Source organism: Sinomicrobium sp. (genome assembly GCA_029266035.1).
Taxonomy (GTDB): domain Bacteria; phylum Bacteroidota; class Bacteroidia; order Flavobacteriales; family Flavobacteriaceae; genus Sinomicrobium.
Genome location: JAJUFH010000035.1, coordinates 1 through 18647 on the forward strand (window position 1 = coordinate 1; position 18647 = coordinate 18647).

General features: G+C 42.1%; 18 protein-coding genes and 1 pseudogene. 3 read left to right on the forward strand and 16 right to left on the reverse strand.

All coding sequences use genetic code 11. The features are described from left to right. Positions 1 to 301: 301 nt before the first annotated feature. Positions 302 to 511 carry a hypothetical protein gene (locus ACYZZR_RS12480; RefSeq protein ID WP_461534344.1) on the forward strand — a complete coding sequence of 70 codons (210 nt, stop codon included), beginning with the start codon at positions 302 to 304 and terminating at the stop codon, positions 509 to 511. An 86-nt stretch (positions 512 to 597) separates the two neighbouring features. Here the strand turns inward: ACYZZR_RS12480 and ACYZZR_RS12485 are convergent, their stop codons facing one another. The 14 genes from ACYZZR_RS12485 to ACYZZR_RS12550 all read right to left on the reverse strand — a co-directional run bounded on the left by ACYZZR_RS12485 (position 598) and on the right by ACYZZR_RS12550 (position 15599). Next, a complete protein-coding gene (locus ACYZZR_RS12485) occupies positions 598 to 1995 on the reverse strand; it encodes a serine hydrolase domain-containing protein (RefSeq protein ID WP_461534345.1) in 1398 nt (465 codons plus the stop codon). Continuing rightward, positions 1992 to 3026 (reverse strand): dipeptide epimerase, encoded by a 1035-nt coding sequence (locus ACYZZR_RS12490; RefSeq protein WP_461534346.1) that lies wholly within the window; start codon positions 3024 to 3026, stop codon positions 1992 to 1994. The genes ACYZZR_RS12485 and ACYZZR_RS12490 overlap by 4 nt, the downstream gene beginning before the upstream one ends. A 9-nt stretch (positions 3027 to 3035) precedes the next feature. Beyond that, positions 3036 to 4172: a serine hydrolase domain-containing protein gene (locus ACYZZR_RS12495; protein WP_461534347.1), complete on the reverse strand. Its 1137-nt coding sequence runs from the start codon at positions 4170 to 4172 to the stop codon at positions 3036 to 3038. A 39-nt stretch (positions 4173 to 4211) separates the two neighbouring features. Next, positions 4212 to 5756: a DUF4843 domain-containing protein gene (locus tag ACYZZR_RS12500; RefSeq protein WP_461534348.1), complete on the reverse strand. Its 1545-nt coding sequence runs from the start codon at positions 5754 to 5756 to the stop codon at positions 4212 to 4214. A 26-nt stretch (positions 5757 to 5782) separates the two neighbouring features. Further along, positions 5783 to 7237 carry a RagB/SusD family nutrient uptake outer membrane protein gene (locus ACYZZR_RS12505; RefSeq protein WP_461534349.1) on the reverse strand — a complete coding sequence of 485 codons (1455 nt, stop codon included), beginning with the start codon at positions 7235 to 7237 and terminating at the stop codon, positions 5783 to 5785. Between the two features lie 12 nt (positions 7238 to 7249). Beyond that, positions 7250 to 10597 (reverse strand): SusC/RagA family TonB-linked outer membrane protein, encoded by a 3348-nt coding sequence (locus ACYZZR_RS12510; protein WP_461534350.1) that lies wholly within the window; start codon positions 10595 to 10597, stop codon positions 7250 to 7252. A 96-nt stretch (positions 10598 to 10693) separates the two neighbouring features. Next, entirely contained in the window at positions 10694 to 11908 is a 1215-nt protein-coding gene (locus ACYZZR_RS12515) for a FecR family protein (protein WP_461534351.1), read from the reverse strand. Positions 11909 to 12173: 265 nt separating this feature from the next. After that, positions 12174 to 12794, reverse strand: coding sequence for a DinB family protein (locus ACYZZR_RS12520; protein WP_461534352.1), 621 nt, complete (start codon positions 12792 to 12794; stop codon positions 12174 to 12176). Between the two features lie 15 nt (positions 12795 to 12809). Beyond that, on the reverse strand, positions 12810 to 13259 hold the full coding sequence (locus tag ACYZZR_RS12525; protein ID WP_461534353.1) for an SRPBCC domain-containing protein: 450 nt from the start codon (positions 13257 to 13259) through the stop codon (positions 12810 to 12812). A gap of 87 nt (positions 13260 to 13346) precedes the next feature. Then, complete coding sequence (locus tag ACYZZR_RS12530) at positions 13347 to 13790, reverse strand: SRPBCC domain-containing protein (protein WP_461534354.1); 444 nt, start codon at positions 13788 to 13790, stop codon at positions 13347 to 13349. A gap of 32 nt (positions 13791 to 13822) precedes the next feature. Beyond that, on the reverse strand, positions 13823 to 14227 hold the full coding sequence (locus tag ACYZZR_RS12535; protein ID WP_461534355.1) for a VOC family protein: 405 nt from the start codon (positions 14225 to 14227) through the stop codon (positions 13823 to 13825). Between the two features lie 7 nt (positions 14228 to 14234). Next, positions 14235 to 14654: a VOC family protein gene (locus ACYZZR_RS12540; RefSeq protein WP_461534356.1), complete on the reverse strand. Its 420-nt coding sequence runs from the start codon at positions 14652 to 14654 to the stop codon at positions 14235 to 14237. 110 nt (positions 14655 to 14764) lie between these two features. Next, on the reverse strand, positions 14765 to 15136 hold the full coding sequence (locus tag ACYZZR_RS12545) for a DoxX family membrane protein (protein WP_461534357.1): 372 nt from the start codon (positions 15134 to 15136) through the stop codon (positions 14765 to 14767). Positions 15137 to 15206: 70 nt separating this feature from the next. Beyond that, positions 15207 to 15599 (reverse strand): VOC family protein, encoded by a 393-nt coding sequence (locus ACYZZR_RS12550; protein WP_461534358.1) that lies wholly within the window; start codon positions 15597 to 15599, stop codon positions 15207 to 15209. Positions 15600 to 15755: 156 nt separating this feature from the next. On the opposite strand from ACYZZR_RS12550, the gene ACYZZR_RS12555 reads away from it, so the two are divergent. Continuing rightward, a complete protein-coding gene (locus ACYZZR_RS12555; protein ID WP_461534359.1) occupies positions 15756 to 16730 on the forward strand; it encodes a GlxA family transcriptional regulator in 975 nt (324 codons plus the stop codon). Between the two features lie 27 nt (positions 16731 to 16757). Here ACYZZR_RS12555 and ACYZZR_RS12560 read toward each other — a convergent pair whose 3' ends face one another. Both ACYZZR_RS12560 and ACYZZR_RS12565 read right to left on the reverse strand, forming a co-directional pair. Continuing rightward, positions 16758 to 17351 (reverse strand): RNA polymerase sigma-70 factor, encoded by a 594-nt coding sequence (locus tag ACYZZR_RS12560; RefSeq protein ID WP_461534361.1) that lies wholly within the window; start codon positions 17349 to 17351, stop codon positions 16758 to 16760. A 516-nt stretch (positions 17352 to 17867) separates the two neighbouring features. Next, a complete protein-coding gene (locus ACYZZR_RS12565) occupies positions 17868 to 18281 on the reverse strand; it encodes a LamG domain-containing protein (protein WP_461534360.1) in 414 nt (137 codons plus the stop codon). 84 nt (positions 18282 to 18365) lie between these two features. On the opposite strand from ACYZZR_RS12565, the pseudogene ACYZZR_RS12570 reads away from it, so the two are divergent. Further along, positions 18366 to 18647: pseudogene (locus ACYZZR_RS12570) on the forward strand (transposase); the annotation flags it as partial.

Here is an 18647-nt window from a genome sequence, read left to right on the forward strand (position 1 = left end):
ATTCTTTGTAATTTCATAGACACGTAGAATAGAAAAACCCCGTTTTTTGGCACTTTGGCCAATTTTCGGGGTTTTGTTTCTCTAAATTACGGATTAATTCACTGAATTACAAATGTTTATTTAATTCTGAATGTACCTGAACAAAAATCAAGACATACTTTCTATATCAACTTTGGACCTCTTCGTAGCCTAATCAGACAAAAACCTTAAAAAAATTGCAATTCTTTCTTACATCAGGGCAATAATTTTGCTATTTACGGGTTACCAGAGTATAATTTAATTGTTATCCCATTTTAATTCTATGAACAAAATCCAAAAATTAATTATCAAGAAGATGGCTGATGGCTATAACCAGCAAGAGGTATCTAATTACCTTAAAAAGAGAGAAATAAAACCAAATAGCCTCAGTACCATAGAAAAGGAACTCAAAAAGCTCAAAAAGCGGTTTGGAGCGCATACTATTATTCACCTATTTATGATATTGGTGAAAGAAGGACATCTAAAAGTTTAAATGCCTTTGATCTCGAAAACACTTCGCAGATCACAGGCATTTAAACAATTGATTAAACAGATTTTACACGGCAACAAATACCGTCTTTAGTTCTCTACCCTCTCAAACCAGACATTTCTCGCTCGAGGCACGCTGATGTAAAATCCTGTAAGTTTTCCGCTTTGGTCGCGTTTAAATTTCACTTCCTGAGTTTTTATACGTAAAAAAGTATCCTTAGCAGACGGCTTAAATTTTCTTTTTTGATGTGACTGTGACGTCATCATCAAAGCCCCATCTCCTTCTAGAGTAGCTATCCACTCTCCTCCACATTCAGCACTGACATAGCGACCGGTATATTCAGAGAGTTCATCCTTACTCATATGGTAAGCCGCAGGCTTTTCCTGTTTCTTGTTCTTATTTGTCTTTGGCGGTGTACCCAGAAAAACTGCGCTAATTTTTTTTCCAGTACCTGTGGTCGACAAACTACCGTTGTTGGAAAGGTAAACTACAGACAGATCTTCTTCTGGATAGTATCCTAACCAAGCACGATAACCTGCCGTGGCTCCACTGTGGTTTACAGAAGGATGTCCATTGTATTCATTCACAAATACTCCCCCTGCATAATCTATAGTATCACCGCTGTTTAGCACGCCTCTTTCGGTTCGCAAATCGAGTAGGGATGCTCCACCCAGCGGACTGTTTTTCCAACTGGTATTCCACTTGTCCAAATCGGCAGTGGTCGTTAGTAATGCTGCGTGACCGTAGGTGTTTTCAAAAGGCATAATGGTCACGTACCTATCCCCTTTCTTATTGTAGGCCGTAGCACGATAAGGAACTATTTTCCGAAAGTCGGTACGCCACGATGTCGCTTTCATTCCGAGTGGTTTAAAAATGCGTTCCTCTGTAAAATCAGGCAGCGTTTGCCCCGATACTCTTTCGGCTATAAAGGTGAGCAACGTATAGTTTGAATTACTATATAAATACTCCGCTCCAGGAGTATAATTGAGCGTGGTTTGCTTAGTGATATACTCCAGCGCAAGCTCGTTGGTATACTCTCTTGTACCACGTGGCCAACCACCGAGTCCGGCCACCACTCCCCAATCTTTGAGTCCGCTGGTGTGATTGAGCAGATGTCTTACGGTAATGGTCTTTTCGTACTGTGGCAATTCGGGGATGTACTTGCGAACATCGTCGTCCAACCCCACTTTTCCTTCCTCTACAAGTAACAGTACCGCAGTGGCTGTAAACTGCTTAGACACTGATCCCGCTTCAAAGCGAGTACTATCGGTAATAGGGACTCCCAATTCCATATTGGCCAACCCTTTGTGCTTGTGGTAAATAACTTCTCCACCGCGACTGATCAATACAGAAACACCGGGCATTTTGCTGCTTACTGCGGCAAATATTTCGTCGACCTTTTGAAGGCTATCTTGTAGGGGCTGAGCTGCGGAGAGCAGTGGAATCCACAGCAGTAATCCAAGCAGCAATTTATATTTTATTTTCATGGTAAAAACAATTTATTATTTTCTTTTGTTAAACCTATACCCGGTGTATCGGGCAATACAAGTTTACCGTTTGAGAGCTCTACTCCCTCATACGGATTATTAGCGGTATCTAAGTGTCCGTCGAGATCTACCCAATCGGCCAATGCTCCGAGTTGTGCTGCAGCCGAAATCGCACATGAGGTTTCCGTCATGCATCCTAGCATCACCTTCATCCCCAGTGCTTTTGCTGTAACCGCCATTTTATACCCCTCTCGGAGTCCGGTACATTTCATCAGTTTGATATTGATACCGTGATAGGTAGATGAAGCCGTTTTGATATCCGAGAGCCGTTGTACGGCTTCATCGCCAATAGTGGGCAAAGGACTTCGTTCGGTGAGCCAAGCATTGCCGGTTACATCCTCTCTAGGCATAGGTTGCTCGATAAATACCGTGCCTTCTTCTTTTAGCCAATGCACCAAATCTAAAGCCTCTTCCTTGTTTTTCCACCCCTGATTGGCATCTACAAAAAAAGGCTGTTGGGTCACAGATCGAATCGCCTCAATCATTGCCCTGTCGTCTTTGGTGCCCAATTTGATTTTCAAGTAGCGAAATTCACTGAGTTCTGCAGCTCTTTCCGCCATTTTTTCGGGTGTATCCAGGCCAATAGTCATCGAGGTATAGTGCTGTGCCGCAGCCAACCCGAAATACCGATGTACCGGCATGCCGAGCAATTTTCCTATCAGGTCGTGCAGGGCCATGTCTACCGAGGTCTTTGCCGCTGCATTACCAGGAGCTATGCCATCTACATACTGCAGTATACTTTCGGTGTCGAAGGGATCTGCAAAACGAGAGAGATCAACAGCGCTGAGAAACTTGGCAGCAGACTCTGCCGACTCGCCGTACAGCGGAGGCATGGAGCCTTCGCCATAACCGTGTACCCCTTCAAAAGAAATACGTGTAAGCACCAAGGGCGCGCGGTCGCGGGCACCCCGGGAAATCCGGAATACCCGATTCAACCGCAGATCGTAAGGCTGAAATGAAAGTTTAAGCATAACTAAGCTTTAAAACAAATCTTCAGTTGGCCACTCTACAGAAGCGGCCACTATGTCTTCCAACAAATCATCTAAACCAGTAGCATCGCCATTTACCATAATCGCAGCACACATCCCTGAACCTGTACGTATCCAATGACTTCTACTTCCTGAATACGAGCCTCCGTGATACCAGGTACTCCCATTTACATAAAATCCTAGTGCATAGTTAGGATAGTCAAAAGGCGGTGTGGTCATGGTTTGAATAGTCCCTTCATCCAAGATATCTGGAACCGTTGAAAATCCATCTACATGAACGAGTACACGCACCAGATCGGAGGCCGTAGCGATCCAGCCACCGTTGGCGTCTCTTCGCGCAAAGTTTCGCGTATAGGCACTAGAGTTGTGATATCGAGATTCGTTTGGCTTCTGTTCTTCTAAGGTATTGCCGCCTATTTCCATATCGGTGATTCCCATAGGTCCCAAAATCTCTTCCTGTACGTATTGCTCATAACTCTTTTGTGTTATTTTTTCGATGACACGTCCGAGTATCATAAAACCTACATTGGAGTATGCATAGCTGGTTCCCGGAGGATTGCTCAGGTTGATATTGTCGATAATATACGAGATTAATTCTGGAGCTCCCAGCTCATTTCTAAGGCCTGTAGGATCGCTACTGTTGTTGGGCCATCCTCCTACGTGATGTGACAAGCAGTGTTTTACCGTAAGTGCAGCTACATTTTCCTGATAGGGAGGGGTACCGAAATCGGTACCCAAAATGCCATCCTCACCAAAAATCTTGTCGTCTAAATCTATCTTACCTTCTTCCATCAATTTCATAATGGCTATAGAGGTGATACCTTTAGAAATACTGGATATTCGAGATCGAGTATCCACAGTCATCCGCCGTCCGGTCTCGTTGTCGGCAAAGCCATATGCACGGGCATAAACCAGTTTACCATCTAAGGAAACTGCTAGGGTTGCTCCAGGCACCTCTTGATCGCTCATATATCTGTAAACCAAATCATCGACCTTCAAAAGTTCATTATCACTTGGTGGCGGTGCCTTGACAAGACCTTCTTCTGAACAGGCTACCAAGCCAACGATTAGGACAAAGGACATAATCATTACGCCTACCCTACTTTTTAATTTATTTGTGCTAAACATAATCATTTATCTTTTCTGTTATTTTATTTGATCATTCTATCAGGGCCAGAACTCACTTACACTCAATGGGAGATTGCCCAATTCGCCTTCAAAGTACACCGACGGATCGTCTGTACTGGTAAATCGAATGCGATCTCCGGTTCGACTCATACTAAACTCGGTAGTCATCAGGAAATCATCTATAATTTCGGGTGCCCGGGTGGCACCTCCGTTGGGGTTTTGATAGATAAACTCGAAGGGTTGTACATTCCCATCGTAATCTACTTTCCACAGGAAGCGCATCTGTCCGATGACCTTACCTCCGGAAGAAGTATAGTAGTAGTTTACTACTCGCATATCCTGAAAGCTAAATTCCGGATTGAAGTAAAACATCATTTTATACAGTTGTCTGCCAGCCAAGCCGTCAATATAGGTCTTAGCATCTTGCCATCTCTCTTGGAATGCGGGCGACTGCTCGGGAGAATCCGGATCGATATACAAGGTAGAGAAATATCCCTCCTCACCATCTGAAAACAGATCGTGCATAGCCGGAGACGAAGGGAATGGTTTTACAGTTCCTGTCGGGGTCAAGTCTTCGAGCGAACCAATCAGATAGGAATCTTCATCATCTGTATTGAAAAGTCCGCCCAACTGCATTCCTTCTCTTGAAGGTGTAGCAATATCGTCATCTACCCAATCTAACTTAAAGGTATTGTCTTCTAAATAATCTAATATAGGTGCGAAGTTGGTAAGTTGCGAACCTCCGTTGCTCACGGATTCTACAAATTCGAAATTACCGACACCATCAGCATCCGGCTCAAAGCGATATACCCATTGCGCATACGGATCTGCAGTAAGGCTGTTTCCTCCACCACCGTAGTACATGGCATTTACGCGAACTAAATTGTCGTGATCAAAATAGATAAACATATACTGCAAGCGTCTCGAACCATCGGCATGAGCGGCGAGATTGGCAGCAGATTCTTCAATACGCTGGCGGATATCGTCCGGCAAATTGGGGTTCATCGGATCGATATAAATACTGTTGTAATAGGCGTCAGGACTCAATTGTTCATGAAGCGGATAGGCTTCACTGGGCGGTCCTGCGAGCGAAATGGAAATACCGAGACGTTTGTAATTTTCGCTCACTTTGACCAGATCGTTCCCAACCAGTTCCAACACGACAGTAGCCGTACCCAAATCAGCGGGAAAATCGAGTATATTAATGGAAATCTGGGCGGTACTACTATTAGCTTCGAAGACAAAGCTGCCCTCTCCAGGCAATGTAAAGTGGGTGCCTTCAATGGCCGTACTCTCTTCCTGAACAATGCGGTACTGCACGGTTTGGTCTGCTTCCAATTGCTCCCCTACCAGGTTTATCTGAAAGTTAAGTATTCCACTTCCCTTTGCATAAGCACCCAATATAGGGTAGGTCTTACCCGGTGCGTTGCTCTCCCAAGTCGCTATGTCAAATTCTATCACAGCGTCGGTGAACAGGAAGTCTTCTGTATAATCCTTAAAACACGAAGACAGTGTTAGTAAGGTGAGCATCATGACGACTGCCGCCCCGATGCGTTTGATGTTATGTGTGTATATTGAAATCATTTGCTTTACCATTTGAGTCATAAAACTTAATAACCAAAATTCTGTTTCACGTTGAAATTGTTATCATCGCGATCCACTTCCGAAAACGGTATGGGTGCCAAAATTCGGAACTCGTCGAAGCGAACATCTCCAATGGGTTTGATGATATCCATTCCGAGCCTTTTGAGGTCGAAAAATCGATGTCCTTCAAATGCCAGTTCTAACCTGCGTTGCAGCAGGATTTCGTCTATCAATGCCTGCCCTGAAAGGGTATTCGGCACTGGATCCAAACCTGCGCGTTCGCGGATTCGATTGACATCCTGTCGAGCCAGTTCGTCCATTGCTCCTCCAGACCGAGCATAGGCCTCGGCACGGTTCAAATACACTTCAGATACCCTGATAACGGGAACGTTGTCGTGATTGATAGCACTTCGGCTTAAAAACTTAGTGATTTCGGTACGGTTGGCATTTCTTCCCAGTCCGTTCATAAAAAGATCAGCGCGTATATCGTTTGCTGCATACAAAGCTTCCAACTCACTACCAACTACCACATTACCTCGATTGGAAAAAGAGGTAGATGTCAGTGTCTGTCTACTCGTAAACGTTACCCGCAACGACTCATTTACAGGGTCGGGGTGATCACCGAGGTGAAACACCACTTCAAAGATAGATTCCGGCAATTTCATTTGTCGCCATCCGGCGATATAGTTGTCGTGGGTCATAAACTGTCCGGCACTCAAGTCCAATGCTTTGGTCGCCTCAGTAATTACCAATTCAAAATCCTCATTATAGAGTGCAACTCTGGAAAACAAAGCCGCAGCTGCAGCCGCAGACGCGTAATATTCCGGATCGGCACCATCTACCGTCTTTCCTTGCAGCAGGTTGTATGCCGTTTCGAGATCTTCGTAAATCAAATTGTATACATCCTCCACATCGGCCCTTGATGGGTAGGTTATCTGATCGGTATTTAACACCGGATCAGTAATCAAAGGTACACTGCCATAATACACTTCGTCTATACGCGCCTTGGGATCGTATCCGTAAATACGAGACAAATTATGGTAGTAAAGGGCTCGCAGAAAATGCGCCTGCCCTGCGATAACATCCTTAAATTCTTGGGTAACTCCTGCAGGAGGTTCTTCCAATACATGGAGAATATTGTTGATCTCATTGATAGCAGAATAACTGCTTCCCCATATTCCCATATGAGAGCCCGGTTGGTTTCTGTATTGCCCATACAGGGTAGTCGGGTTGTTGGTGTGATTAGTATTATCGGCCAGCAATTCTGGTATAGCCACGAGATCCCTGCCGTATTGACTAGTTTGTCTCAGATAAGCATATACCGAATTGATAGCAGCCTGTATGGCTTCAGGATTCTCCAATGCTTCTCTGGAGTCTATAGACTGTTTGGGGGTCACATCCAATACATCGTCACAGGCTGAAAGCAATATTCCGGCCATCAGCGCAAAGATTGATATTTTGATATTTGTATATGTATTCATCTCAAATTCGTGTTAAAATCCTATTTGTACACCAGCTGTAAAACTCATGGTTTGCGGTACAATCCCCTGATTGCTTTCTACCGAACCACTAATGGCAAATTCAGGGTCATAGCCTACCCATTTGGTCCAGGTATGCAGGTTGACTCCGGTAACAAATACCCGCAAGCTTTCCAATTTTAATTTACTCAATAAATCGGGTTGAAATCGGTAAGCTAAGGTTACCTCCCTGAGTCGGATAAATGAGGCATCCTGTAGGAACTGAGTAGATGACCTGGCCCTTGAAGCACTGTTTTCTTCGGCTCCTCCCGCAATAGGACGAGCCACATGAGTTATCTGTCCAGGAGTAGTCCATCGCGCGTCATAAAGTTCTTGGAGGGTATTCCTACCAGGGTTGCTCATCACGTTGTACCACACCGAATACATATTGTTGGACATATACCTCCCCATATCGAAGTGAAACAAAGTACTCAGTTCAAAGCCCTTATACGAAAAGGTATTGGTCAATCCGCCAAAATAGTCAGACTGCCACCCCTTTTTGGTTTCCACATTATCATCGGCAGTAGGTGAATAGGTGATATTGCCATTTCTGTCGTACCACATAGAGCGTCCGTTCGTAGCATTGACCCCTGCATAGCGCGCTCTATACCATATCTTTAACGGATGCCCTACGCGAACGGTATTGCTTATGTAATCGAGTCCGTCATACAACTCCTTTACCTCGTTGTGCAAAAATGCGATGTTAAAGTTGGTAGACCATCTAAACCCGTTGTCGAGATCTAAATTGACTGTATTGAGATCGATTTCGAGTCCTTTGTTAACCACTCGTCCCAAATTGTCGTCTACATTGGTAAAGCCACTGGTAAGCGGTAGCGGTTTGTTCAGCAACAAATGTTCGCTATTTCGGTGAAAAACTTCTACGGTTCCCGAAATCCGGTTGGAGAACATTCCAAAATCTAGCCCGATATTGGTTGAGACATTGCGTTCCCATCCCAATTCGGGATTGGCGAGGGTTTGTAATCTAAGCGCTGCATTTTCATTGTATCGGGTACCCCCCTGATAGAATCCTCGAGACGAGACATTGTTAATCTGGTCATTACCCACCACTCCGTGCCCGACACGGAGTTTAAGCTGATTGATCCAATTGGCTTTCTGCAGAAACTTTTCCTGTGACATATCCCATCCAGCTGAAATCCCCGGAAAGAAACCAAAGCGATTGTTGGAACCAAAGCGAGACGAACCGTCGTAACGCGCCACAGCCGACACAAAAATCTTGTTCTTATAGTCGTAATTTACCTGGGTAAAAAAGCCCACCCGTCGGCTACCGCTCCACGAACCAGTTACCGAATATGGTTCTGCGGCTGATTGGTTAGTACGGAATTGATACGTGGGAAAATTATTGGCTCGAGCCGATTCGTACTCCCTGACATCACTTCGGTACTCCGCCCCCAACAATGCTGTAATACTGTGATCTTCGTTTATGGTGGTATTATAGTTCAAGGTCTGGTTGGTCATAAAGTTTACATTCTCCGTATTATCATCGATGAGGTAACCATTCCATGGGGCACCATTAGGTGTACGCGGATCGCGGTAATAGTCCGCTCTAATATATCGGTAATCGATACCGTAGAACGATTTAAAAGTCAGGTTATCTAAAATATCGTAAGAGACGCTTATATTACCAATCAGTGATCGCTGACGTACAATATTGTCGTCTACCGTAGCTGCCTGAATAGGGTTGAAGCCCGTACCCGGCATTCCCTCATAAGCGTTAAAGCTGCCGTCGTAGTTATAGACAGGTATGGTTGGCGGCATATAAGATGCTGTATATTGCGGTGAAGCCACCCCTGAGGTATTTCCCCAAGAACCGGTATTCCCATTTTGGGTAATCATACTGAGGTTGACCCCTGCATCTACTCGCAATCCGGGAGTGAGTTCATGCCCTAAACGCAGCTTAAAACTACCGCGCTCAAAATCTATATTGGTCACATTCCCATCGTGTTTATTGTATGATCCAGACAGGTAAAAATTTGACTTTTCATTACCACCTGACATATTGAATTCCACGTTGCGTACTGATCCCGGTTTAAAGGCCGCACCTTGCCAGTCGTAAGTGGGAAGGTTAGCTACTTCCTCTTCAGTTAGGTCGGGTCGTACACCGAGATCGGTCAGCGCCTGCGACAAAGCTACAAGCGGGCTTAAACTCGGGTTGTTATTCAACAGCGCTTCAGTACGCAATGCTATAGCGTCCTGACTGTTCAACATATCCATATTTTTAATCTGAGCAGAAACTCCCTCGTAGTAGTTAAGGTTGACCCTGGTTTTTCCGGCCTTACCTTTTTTGGTAGTAATCAATACTACCCCATTAGCAGCCTGTGCTCCGTAAATTGCCGCCGATGCAGCATCTTTCAACACCTCTATCGATTCGATATCGTTTGGGTTTATATAGGCCAGTACATTGGTAGAGGTACGTCCACTTGGCGCATCACTATTCAACTGCACACCATCTACTATATACATGGGTTCAGTACCTGCAGTGATAGATCCGACACCTCGGATATTTACACGGGTAGCACCTCCCGGAACTCCTGTGGAAGTCTGTACCAATACACCAGCTGCACGCCCTTGTATGGCCTTGTCTACCGATTGTATGGGCATATTTTCAATAGCTTCCCCCTTTACCGAAGCCATAGAACCGGTAATACTCCTTCTTTGCTGAGTACCGTAACCGGTAACCACTACTTCGTCCAACTCTGATACATCAGGTTCTAACTGTACATTAACAGTCGTCCTTTCCCCTACCTTCACATCTTGGCTCCTGTATCCTATATAGCTAAAAATCAAAGTATTAGATGCTTCGACTTCAATTTTATAATTACCGTCAAAATCTGTGGTTGTTCCTTTTTGCTGGTCCCTGATAACCACCGTAACTCCTGGTAGAGGCTGTCCGTTTTCGTCGGTAACCGTTCCTTCTACTACACGTTGTTGTGACTCAGCTTTGTTTGAGGGGACGATGAGAAATAAATGGTCGCCTTGTTTCTCAATATTAAAATCCTCTCCCACTAAACTGGATACTGCTGCAATGAGGTCAACATTATCAAAGTTTACTGTAACGGTACGGTTTACATCCAATTCCTTATCACTGTAGAAGAAATCGGTTTTGGTCAGCTTTCTAATTTCTTTTAGGGCCTTGTGAATAGTGACTTTTCCCAGGTTAAGAGTAACCTTCTGAGAAAAGGCGAAAGCCGTAAAATTAAAAAACAGGATAAAGCACAAGAAAAGCGATCGTTTCATAATCTTAATAATGAGTCGCTCATACCGCTGGAAAAATCGTAAGACTCTCCCCGATAGATTTTTTTTCATACATTTACGCGTTTAGTTAGTTAATTCTCCACAAGTATTTAACAGCTAAATTATCACCGGTGAGTGCGGCCAACACTTGCCGGTTTTTTTATACTGTTATTTTTCTGATATTGTTATCTCATATTGTCCATTTTCTTTTTTAATCGCACTATAGGAAATAAGTGCTGTTTTACGAATCATCTCTAACAGTTTTTCTATAGGTTCGTTTTTCCTCGCCACTCCGGTAAAGAGCACATTTCTGAGTTTTTCCTCTTCAAATTTCACTTCCACTCCATACCAGCGTCCCATTTTTTTGAGAATATCTCCCAATGGATGTCGTTCAAAATAAAAACTACCATCTTTCCATGAGGTGTAATTGCGAACATCCACAGTAGTTACTACTACCGGTTTTTCTGCACCTAAGTCGAGATACCCACTTTCACCTGGAGCGAGAAATACATCGTTTTCGCCCTGATGCGACAACTTCACCTTTCCCTCTACTAAGGTGGTAGCAAAAAAGTGATCGTCTTCATAGGCACTGACATTAAAAGACGTTCCTAAAACAGTAACATCTTGTCGCTTAGTTCTTACCACAAATTCCTCCTCCGCTTTCGTCACTTCAAAATACGCCTCTCCTGTGAGTTCGACTACCCTTTGATCTCCGGTAAATACCTCCGGGTATTTCACAGAGGAATCTGAATTGAGCCACAGCTTACTACCGTCGGGCAAAATAAGGGTGTATATTCCTTTTTTAGGTACGTACAACGTATTATACCTTGTGGAAGCACTACCGTCTTTTCGATCACTCGGCTCGTATTCTAAAGTGTTGTTCCTATTTTTTATGAGAACGTCACCCGACGATTTAATCGATTGATCCTTATCCTCCTCCAAGCTTACTTTTCTACCATCTGCAAGTACAAGCACAGCACGTTGATTGCCTGGTTCTATTTCAGCCAAAGTTTCTTCGGTAGTGATTACTGTCTTGTCTTTCGGTTCTGAAAAATGGTTCCACACCATTGCAACAGACAAGCCGAGCAACAGTACAGCTGCATATTTCCCTATTTTGTAAAAGAACTTCGTTTTGCTTCGCTTTTCTTGGTTTCTGATTCTGTTTTGCAACTTCTCATAAACCTTTTCCATGTCTAAGCTCGTGTAAAACTCCCGCTTGGCGTCAATATCCCCTTCACTTACTATCCTCCGATACAACCTCAGGTTCTCTTTGTCTTTTAACCAATCTTTTAATACAATTTCTTCCTCAGCCTGTAGTGTTCCGAATAGAGATCCTGCAATAAGCCTCGCTATCTCATCTCTTGAAAATATTTCCTCTGTCATACGCTACATTAACACACTTTCATCAAAAGTGTTAATCTATATTTTTATTAGTAAGAGTAAATAAGATGTAAAAAGGGTGGAAAAAAAATTAAAAAAAGTAAAATTTTAACAAAAAATACCATCTGATATGATATTTAAAAAACAAAAAAAGGGACTTTATTCGTTAAAAGCCCCTTTTTGTCTTTTGTAATTGGTTGTTGGGTTACTAAGTTATTGAGTGTTGCCTAAATAACTTATTAACTTAGTAACCTATTAACCAATTACCCTACCCAGGAAAATTAGGATCAAGCTTTACTTCCTGCATTTGCAAAGTATGCCTAGCGGCATGCCCGGGAATAAACAGCATAAACTGATATGCGTCTATAGCTCCCAAAGGTCCCTCTAGGATGTGGTTGCGCAAATCGTCCATACTGTAATCCTCCAAATACGATAAAATAAGCTTTCGATGCTCCTGCAAATCGTTTAGAGCTGATTGAACATCTTTGTATTTGCCCGAAGGAGACATTTCGGCCGGAGCCTTTGCCTTGTGACTTCTGTCGATTACCACAGACTTTATATCGCTGTCCTTTAACTTGAGTTCACTCCTTCGTTCAGGTGTTGCGGGTTTAGACAAAGCTTCTTTCTCAAATCCAAACAACATAGGTTCGGTAATAACGATGTGCTCCAAGCACTCCAAAATTGACCATTTCTCAGGCGAAGCCTTGAAATTTAACTGTTCGTCTGTCAGGCCTTTAGTAGCATCTAGGATTCCTTGATAGGTTTCGTCAAAATAATTTTTGATAAACTCCTTGTCATACCCCTGTGGGTTTGATGCTTGTTCAATTTTTTGCGCCGAGGCATAGCTAAAGAAAAAAGCTGTAGTCAGTATTAATACTATAGTTTTCATATGTTGTAGTTTAAATTACTTTTCTGAAATCTCCTTTAATTTATTCAATGCCTTTGGCCAAGCATTGTCAAAAAAATCCCTGTACTCTTCGTTGACATCTACATCTACAGACACACGGGTTATGTCTGTTTCCTGCATAAATGTATAATTCTCGTAAGCCGGCGCCCAATCTTCTATTATTTTGCCGGTAGTTATTTCGTTATCCCCGTCGAGAATCCCGTAATGGTGGATAGAAATGAATTCGTTTGGTATATTTTCTTCAATCCGGGCTACCATCCCCTCCTTTTTTCCTCCTTGTGAAATGCCTATAAACTTAATCTTCTCTCCCTTGTCCCAACTACCCTCAAAATCGGAAGTCGGATTGAATTCGGAAGTCCACTGTTTATAGGTTTCTCTACCAATCATCTTTTTGTACACCACATTTTTGGGAGCTTTGATCTCGATATTGTATTGCAATTTTTTCATTGACTTGTTTTTAATAGATTAGAAATATTGTTACCAAAGGTTACTCCTTATTTCAACCTTTCTGATTTGCCTTTTCTCATGACCAAACTATTTAATCATATAGTCGAAAGCACCTTTCCGCAAATGAATCCCGTATTCTAACCAGGCTTTCATACAGGCTAAAAAGTTTGCCCAACCCTCACTTTGTTCTACCACCCATTTTACACCATTTTGATCTAAGCTATGCCCTTCTTCAGAAACTCGGATAAGGGTATCTCTATCAGATCTTTTTTCTAATTTTATTTCGACAAGCGAATCGGGATCCCACACAAAAGAAATGTATTGATTGGAGATAAGCTCTTTTACGACAACTGGGTAATTGCCGTCAAACTCGGGAAATTTCCAATAAATTTCTTTTCCCTGTTCCATTCTTCCCGAACTTTTTGAAATGAAATACTGCGTCATTATTTCGGGATTTACAATGGCTTCGAAAACTTCCTCAATCGGTTTTTGAATCCCGATAGATGCTTTAGCCTTGACTTTCAACTTCATAGGATTTATTCTAAAGGTTTAATAAAATCAGATTATTCCTCTGGAATTTTAGATATATCCATATAGAACACTTCCCAAGTATGTCCGTCAAAGTCTTCGATAGTGCGTTGTTGCATAAAACTGTAATCCTTGAATTCAACGGGTTCTACTCCCCCTGCTTTCAGTCCGTTTTCCACAATTTGGTTGACCTCGTCCAAACTTCCCACAGACAATGAAAAGAGCCCTGCTATATTGCCCTTTGTATCGGCAATGTTTTTTGCTGTAAAGGTTGAAAATTTCTGATGTGTGAGAAGCATTAGGTAAATAGCATCACTCCAAACCATACATTTTGCCGAATCATCCGAAAATTGCGGATTGTTTGTAAAACCTAATTCGGTATAAAAATCCATAGACTTTTTCAAGTCTTTTACTGCTAAATTGATGAATACCTGTTTCATTTTTGTATCAATTTTTAGGGTTAAAATTAATCATCCAGCGCACGCCGAATTTATCGGTAAAAGAGCCAAAATAATCTCCCCAAAACATATCTTCCATAGGCATTTCAATCTGACCTCCTGCTGAAAGTCCGTTAAAGATGCGGTCGGCTTCTTCGCGGCTGTCGGGTGCGATAGAAATGTAATTATTATTGCCCTTGGTCAATTTCTGTCCTCTTGAATCGAGACAGTCTGAAGCCATAAGTAACTGTCCGTCGCCAACAGGTAGAGAAACGTGCATGGCGTAATCTTTCTCGTGTTCAGGCAAATCGCCAATTCCCTGAACATCGCTCATTTTCTGAACAAAGAGCTCTCCGCCAAAAACGGATTGATAAAATCGGAATGCTTCTTCTGCATTCCCGTCGAAGTTTAAATAAGGATTTAGTTTCATAGTGTTTGTGGTTTATGGTTTGTAGTTGATTAGTTGGTAGTTTGTTTGGTTTGTGGTTTGTGGTTTGTGGTTTGGCCTTTGGCCAATACTAACATCCCAATACTAACACCTCAGCTAATCAACAATTTATACTTTTGGCGATTGTCGTACAAAGCCCATAGAATGATAAGGAATAAGACTCCGGCAAAAATCAATCCGGAGGGCATAAAAATGGCGTTATGAACAAGGATTCCCACCATTACAGGCAGAATGACAATAGCTCCGAGAGCTCTTGTTTTCTGGGGAATAAACAAAACACCTCCAACAATTTCTACAAGCCCTGTAAGTGGTATAAGCCACTTGAGAGACATCATTGCTTCTCCTATTTTCGCTATTTCAGCATCTACCTCGGGATACGGCATATAATGCAGAAATTTGTCAAGACCTGCATTTGCAAATACAAGGCCGAAAAACAAGCACAGAATAAACTTTACGATTTTCATATATTTAAATTTTGTGGTTAATTGTTTTTAGGGTTTGATTGAACTAAGTCTAATGGCTACAAATTTTTCTTTATCGCATAGAAAATAGACCGAACGGATTACCTTCAGAATCTACGCAAATGCTACAATAGCCGTATTCGCCAAAATTCATTTTTGCTCGATGCACTTTTCCTCCTGCAAGTTCTACTTTGGCCACTTGCTCCGAACAGTCTTCACAAGGAAAATAAACCATGGTATTGACACAGGCTCCGTCACCGTCTTTGGTTCCAGGCATTTCAATCAAGGCTCCACTTACTCCCTGGTTTTGCGGAGATGAGAAGAAGGCCATCTTCATCTTCTCGGTGGCTTCACCAGGGGGCACAGCATCGATAAAGTGAATGCCCAATACCTCTTTATAAAACCTTTTGGCTCGATTTATATCTCTTGCATAGATCTCAAACCAACATATAATATTCTGATTCATAGTAAATTTAGTTATAAATTAAATTGCGTATTGATTATCGATGAATTAATTTCATATTCCAAAATTAATCATCACTATAAAAAATAAGATGGCACTTTATGCCAAGTTGTAGGGTGATTTGTGACAAATTATTATATTAGAAGAAAAATAGAGCAAATGAAATTATCTGTTTTGCTTACAAAAGGGTATAGACTGTTGAGTTTAGCGGCTATAGTGGATGTTTTTGAAACAGCCAATCGCTTTTTGGAATCGGAGGGAAAAGCTGCTTTTTTTGATCTCCATATGGTGGGAAAAGACAAGGAGTCCTCTTTGCCTGACAGTTTTCAAGAATACGCCTATTTTGAGTTTTCTGATCCGGAATTGCAAAGTGATGCCATGATTATTCCTGCATTTGCAAATCGCGAAATGGAAAAAAACATCTCGAACAACCTGATGTTTCTGCCGTTCTTACAACAAAAATATCAAGAAGGCACCTTGCTTGCAAGTCTCTGTACAGGCTCTTTTCTACTGGCCGCTTCGGGTTTGCTAAACGGTAAAAATGCCACTACCCATTTGGAGGCGACAGATAAGTTTGAAGCCGCATTTCCAGAAGTCAATTTACTGCCTCACGCCATCATTACCGAAAGTGAAAATATATACACCGGCGGCGGTGCTACGAGCAGTTTTCACTTAAAACTGTATTTGATTCAAAAATTTTGCGGGCGAGAATTGGCTGTTAGAGTGGCAAAAAACTTTGCTGTCGATTTAGACAGAAACAACCAATTGTACTTCGACCAGTTTAAACCTCATCTATCGGAAGACGACGCATTGGTGCGCACCGTACAAACATTGATCAACGAGCGTTATTTTGACATTAAAAACGTGGAAGAAGTATTGGAAGAAGTACCTTCAAGTCGCCGAAACATCATCCGCCGATTTAAACAAGCTACCGGAATCACCCCCATTCGCTATTTACAGAAAACCAAAATAGAAGCCGCTAAAACCCTGTTGGAAACCACAGATAAAGACATTCCCGATGTGATGATCTCAAGTGGGTATAACGACATGAAAAATTTCAGAAACTTATTTAAATCCCTCACCGGACTCACCCCATCGAGATACCGCGACAAATACGGTATGAGGTTGAGCTAAATCTGTTCAATCTCCTTTTTAGAAGTATTATTGACTTAGTAAAGACAAGCATACTAAAAGCACTGCGTAATCCTTCAGTTGTATTCTCAACAACTCAATCGCTCTTGCCCGCTGCGATTTTACGGTATTAATCGATATGTTCATATCTTCGGCTATATCTTTGTACTTCAGGCCATCTAGACAAGACAATTCAAATACTCTACGACACTTTTCCGGTAGTTTTTTCAAGGCGTTCAGCAGTACGGCGTGTACCTCTTCTTCCAGTACATACTCGTCGACAAAATCGGAAATAGTTTCTGGTATTTCCATACTCACCACTTTGCGATCTTCTTTGAGATAGGCAAGAGCTTTGTTTCGAACCATGATGTACAAATAAGACTTCAGGTCTTTTACCTTTTCCATATCTCGTCTTCGCTCCCATAGGTAAAACATACAATCTTCGACTATTTCATCAGCTATCATCCTGTCGTCTATATACTTGAGACAATACGAAAGCAACCTGGGGTACATAGAATGAAATATATCTCTAAATGTACTTGTAGTAATTTTTGTATGTTTTTTATGAGATTTAATAATAAAATAATTTAATGATTGCGATAAATTGAAAAAGCTGTGATAAATATAATTGTTCTTTTTTGTTTCTTAATATTGTTTTGAAAGAACAGTATAGAAAAACCAGTGATTTATTAAAAGATATCGCAAATGTTATATTGCGAAGGTTTCTGTAAAAGTAGATGGCAATGTGAGTAAAACACTGTAGAAAAACACAGCGGTTAATATAAGACTATCAAAAAATATGGCTATCTGTTTATTTATTAAAAAGCGCTTGATTACAGATATAAAAGAAAAAAGATTCAGCTTGCTTTTGTCTTCGGATGTTTATTGAGTTACAAAAGCGCCCGAATATGGCATAAGTAATTCCGATGGAGGCTATAAATGGTTTTTCACAAGGGCACCGACCTTTAATACCTCGAAGTTTTTGCCAGATGAACAACAGTGGCAAGGAGTCTTTTCAAGGTCTCAATCTTCAATTGTCATCTACGCAACAAATTGAATTAAACAAATTGATCTCCGAGTTACTTCCAGTAAGTATCGGAAGCAATCCGGAGATCAACAATTTTTTTTATCACAGTTTACCTACATCTCAAACAAGGCTGCTATCTCAGCTTCGCTCAAGGCTTTGTTGTATATCACGATATCGTCTATAGATCCTGTAAAATAACTCTCAAAACCTTCACCTCTTTGCTGGGTCGCTATTTTAAAGTCCTGTTCGTTGGATACATTTTTAGTCGTCGTGCCCGACATTTCCCCCACCTTGACTCCATCTATATAAACACTGGTTCTGTTGCCCTGTCTCACGGTTACGAGATAGTGCCAATTGTTGTCGGTAAGCCCACCGGGTATGTCGCCATCACCCACATTCAATATGGCTCCTCCTCCAGAATCTTCTGTGGCAAATCTCAATAATCTATCGCTGGTATTATCACCGAGGCGCACCCAAGCTTGATTGTCTCCACCCCCGTTGGCTCCACTTTCCTGCCACACCATCATCTTTGAGGTTTGATCAGTTTGTAAGCTTCCCTTAAAACCGAACTGTTTAAAAGTAGAATAATTATCTTAAATTTGAACAGTATTATGAGACGAAGTAAATTTTCACCGCAACAGATTGCAAAGATTTTAAAAGAATTCGACAACGGGAAGAGTGTTGATGAGATCAGCCGCGAGCACGGCGTGAGTTCCGCCACCTTTTATAAGTGGCGTTCAAGGTATGCCGGGATGAACTCCAAGGAACTCAAGCGCCTCAAGGAGCTGGAAGAAGAGAACGCCAAGCTCAAACAGATGTATGCCACCTTGGCTCTTGACCACCAGATGGCCAAGGAGATCATCGAAAAAAAGCTCTAAAGCCCTGCAGAAAGC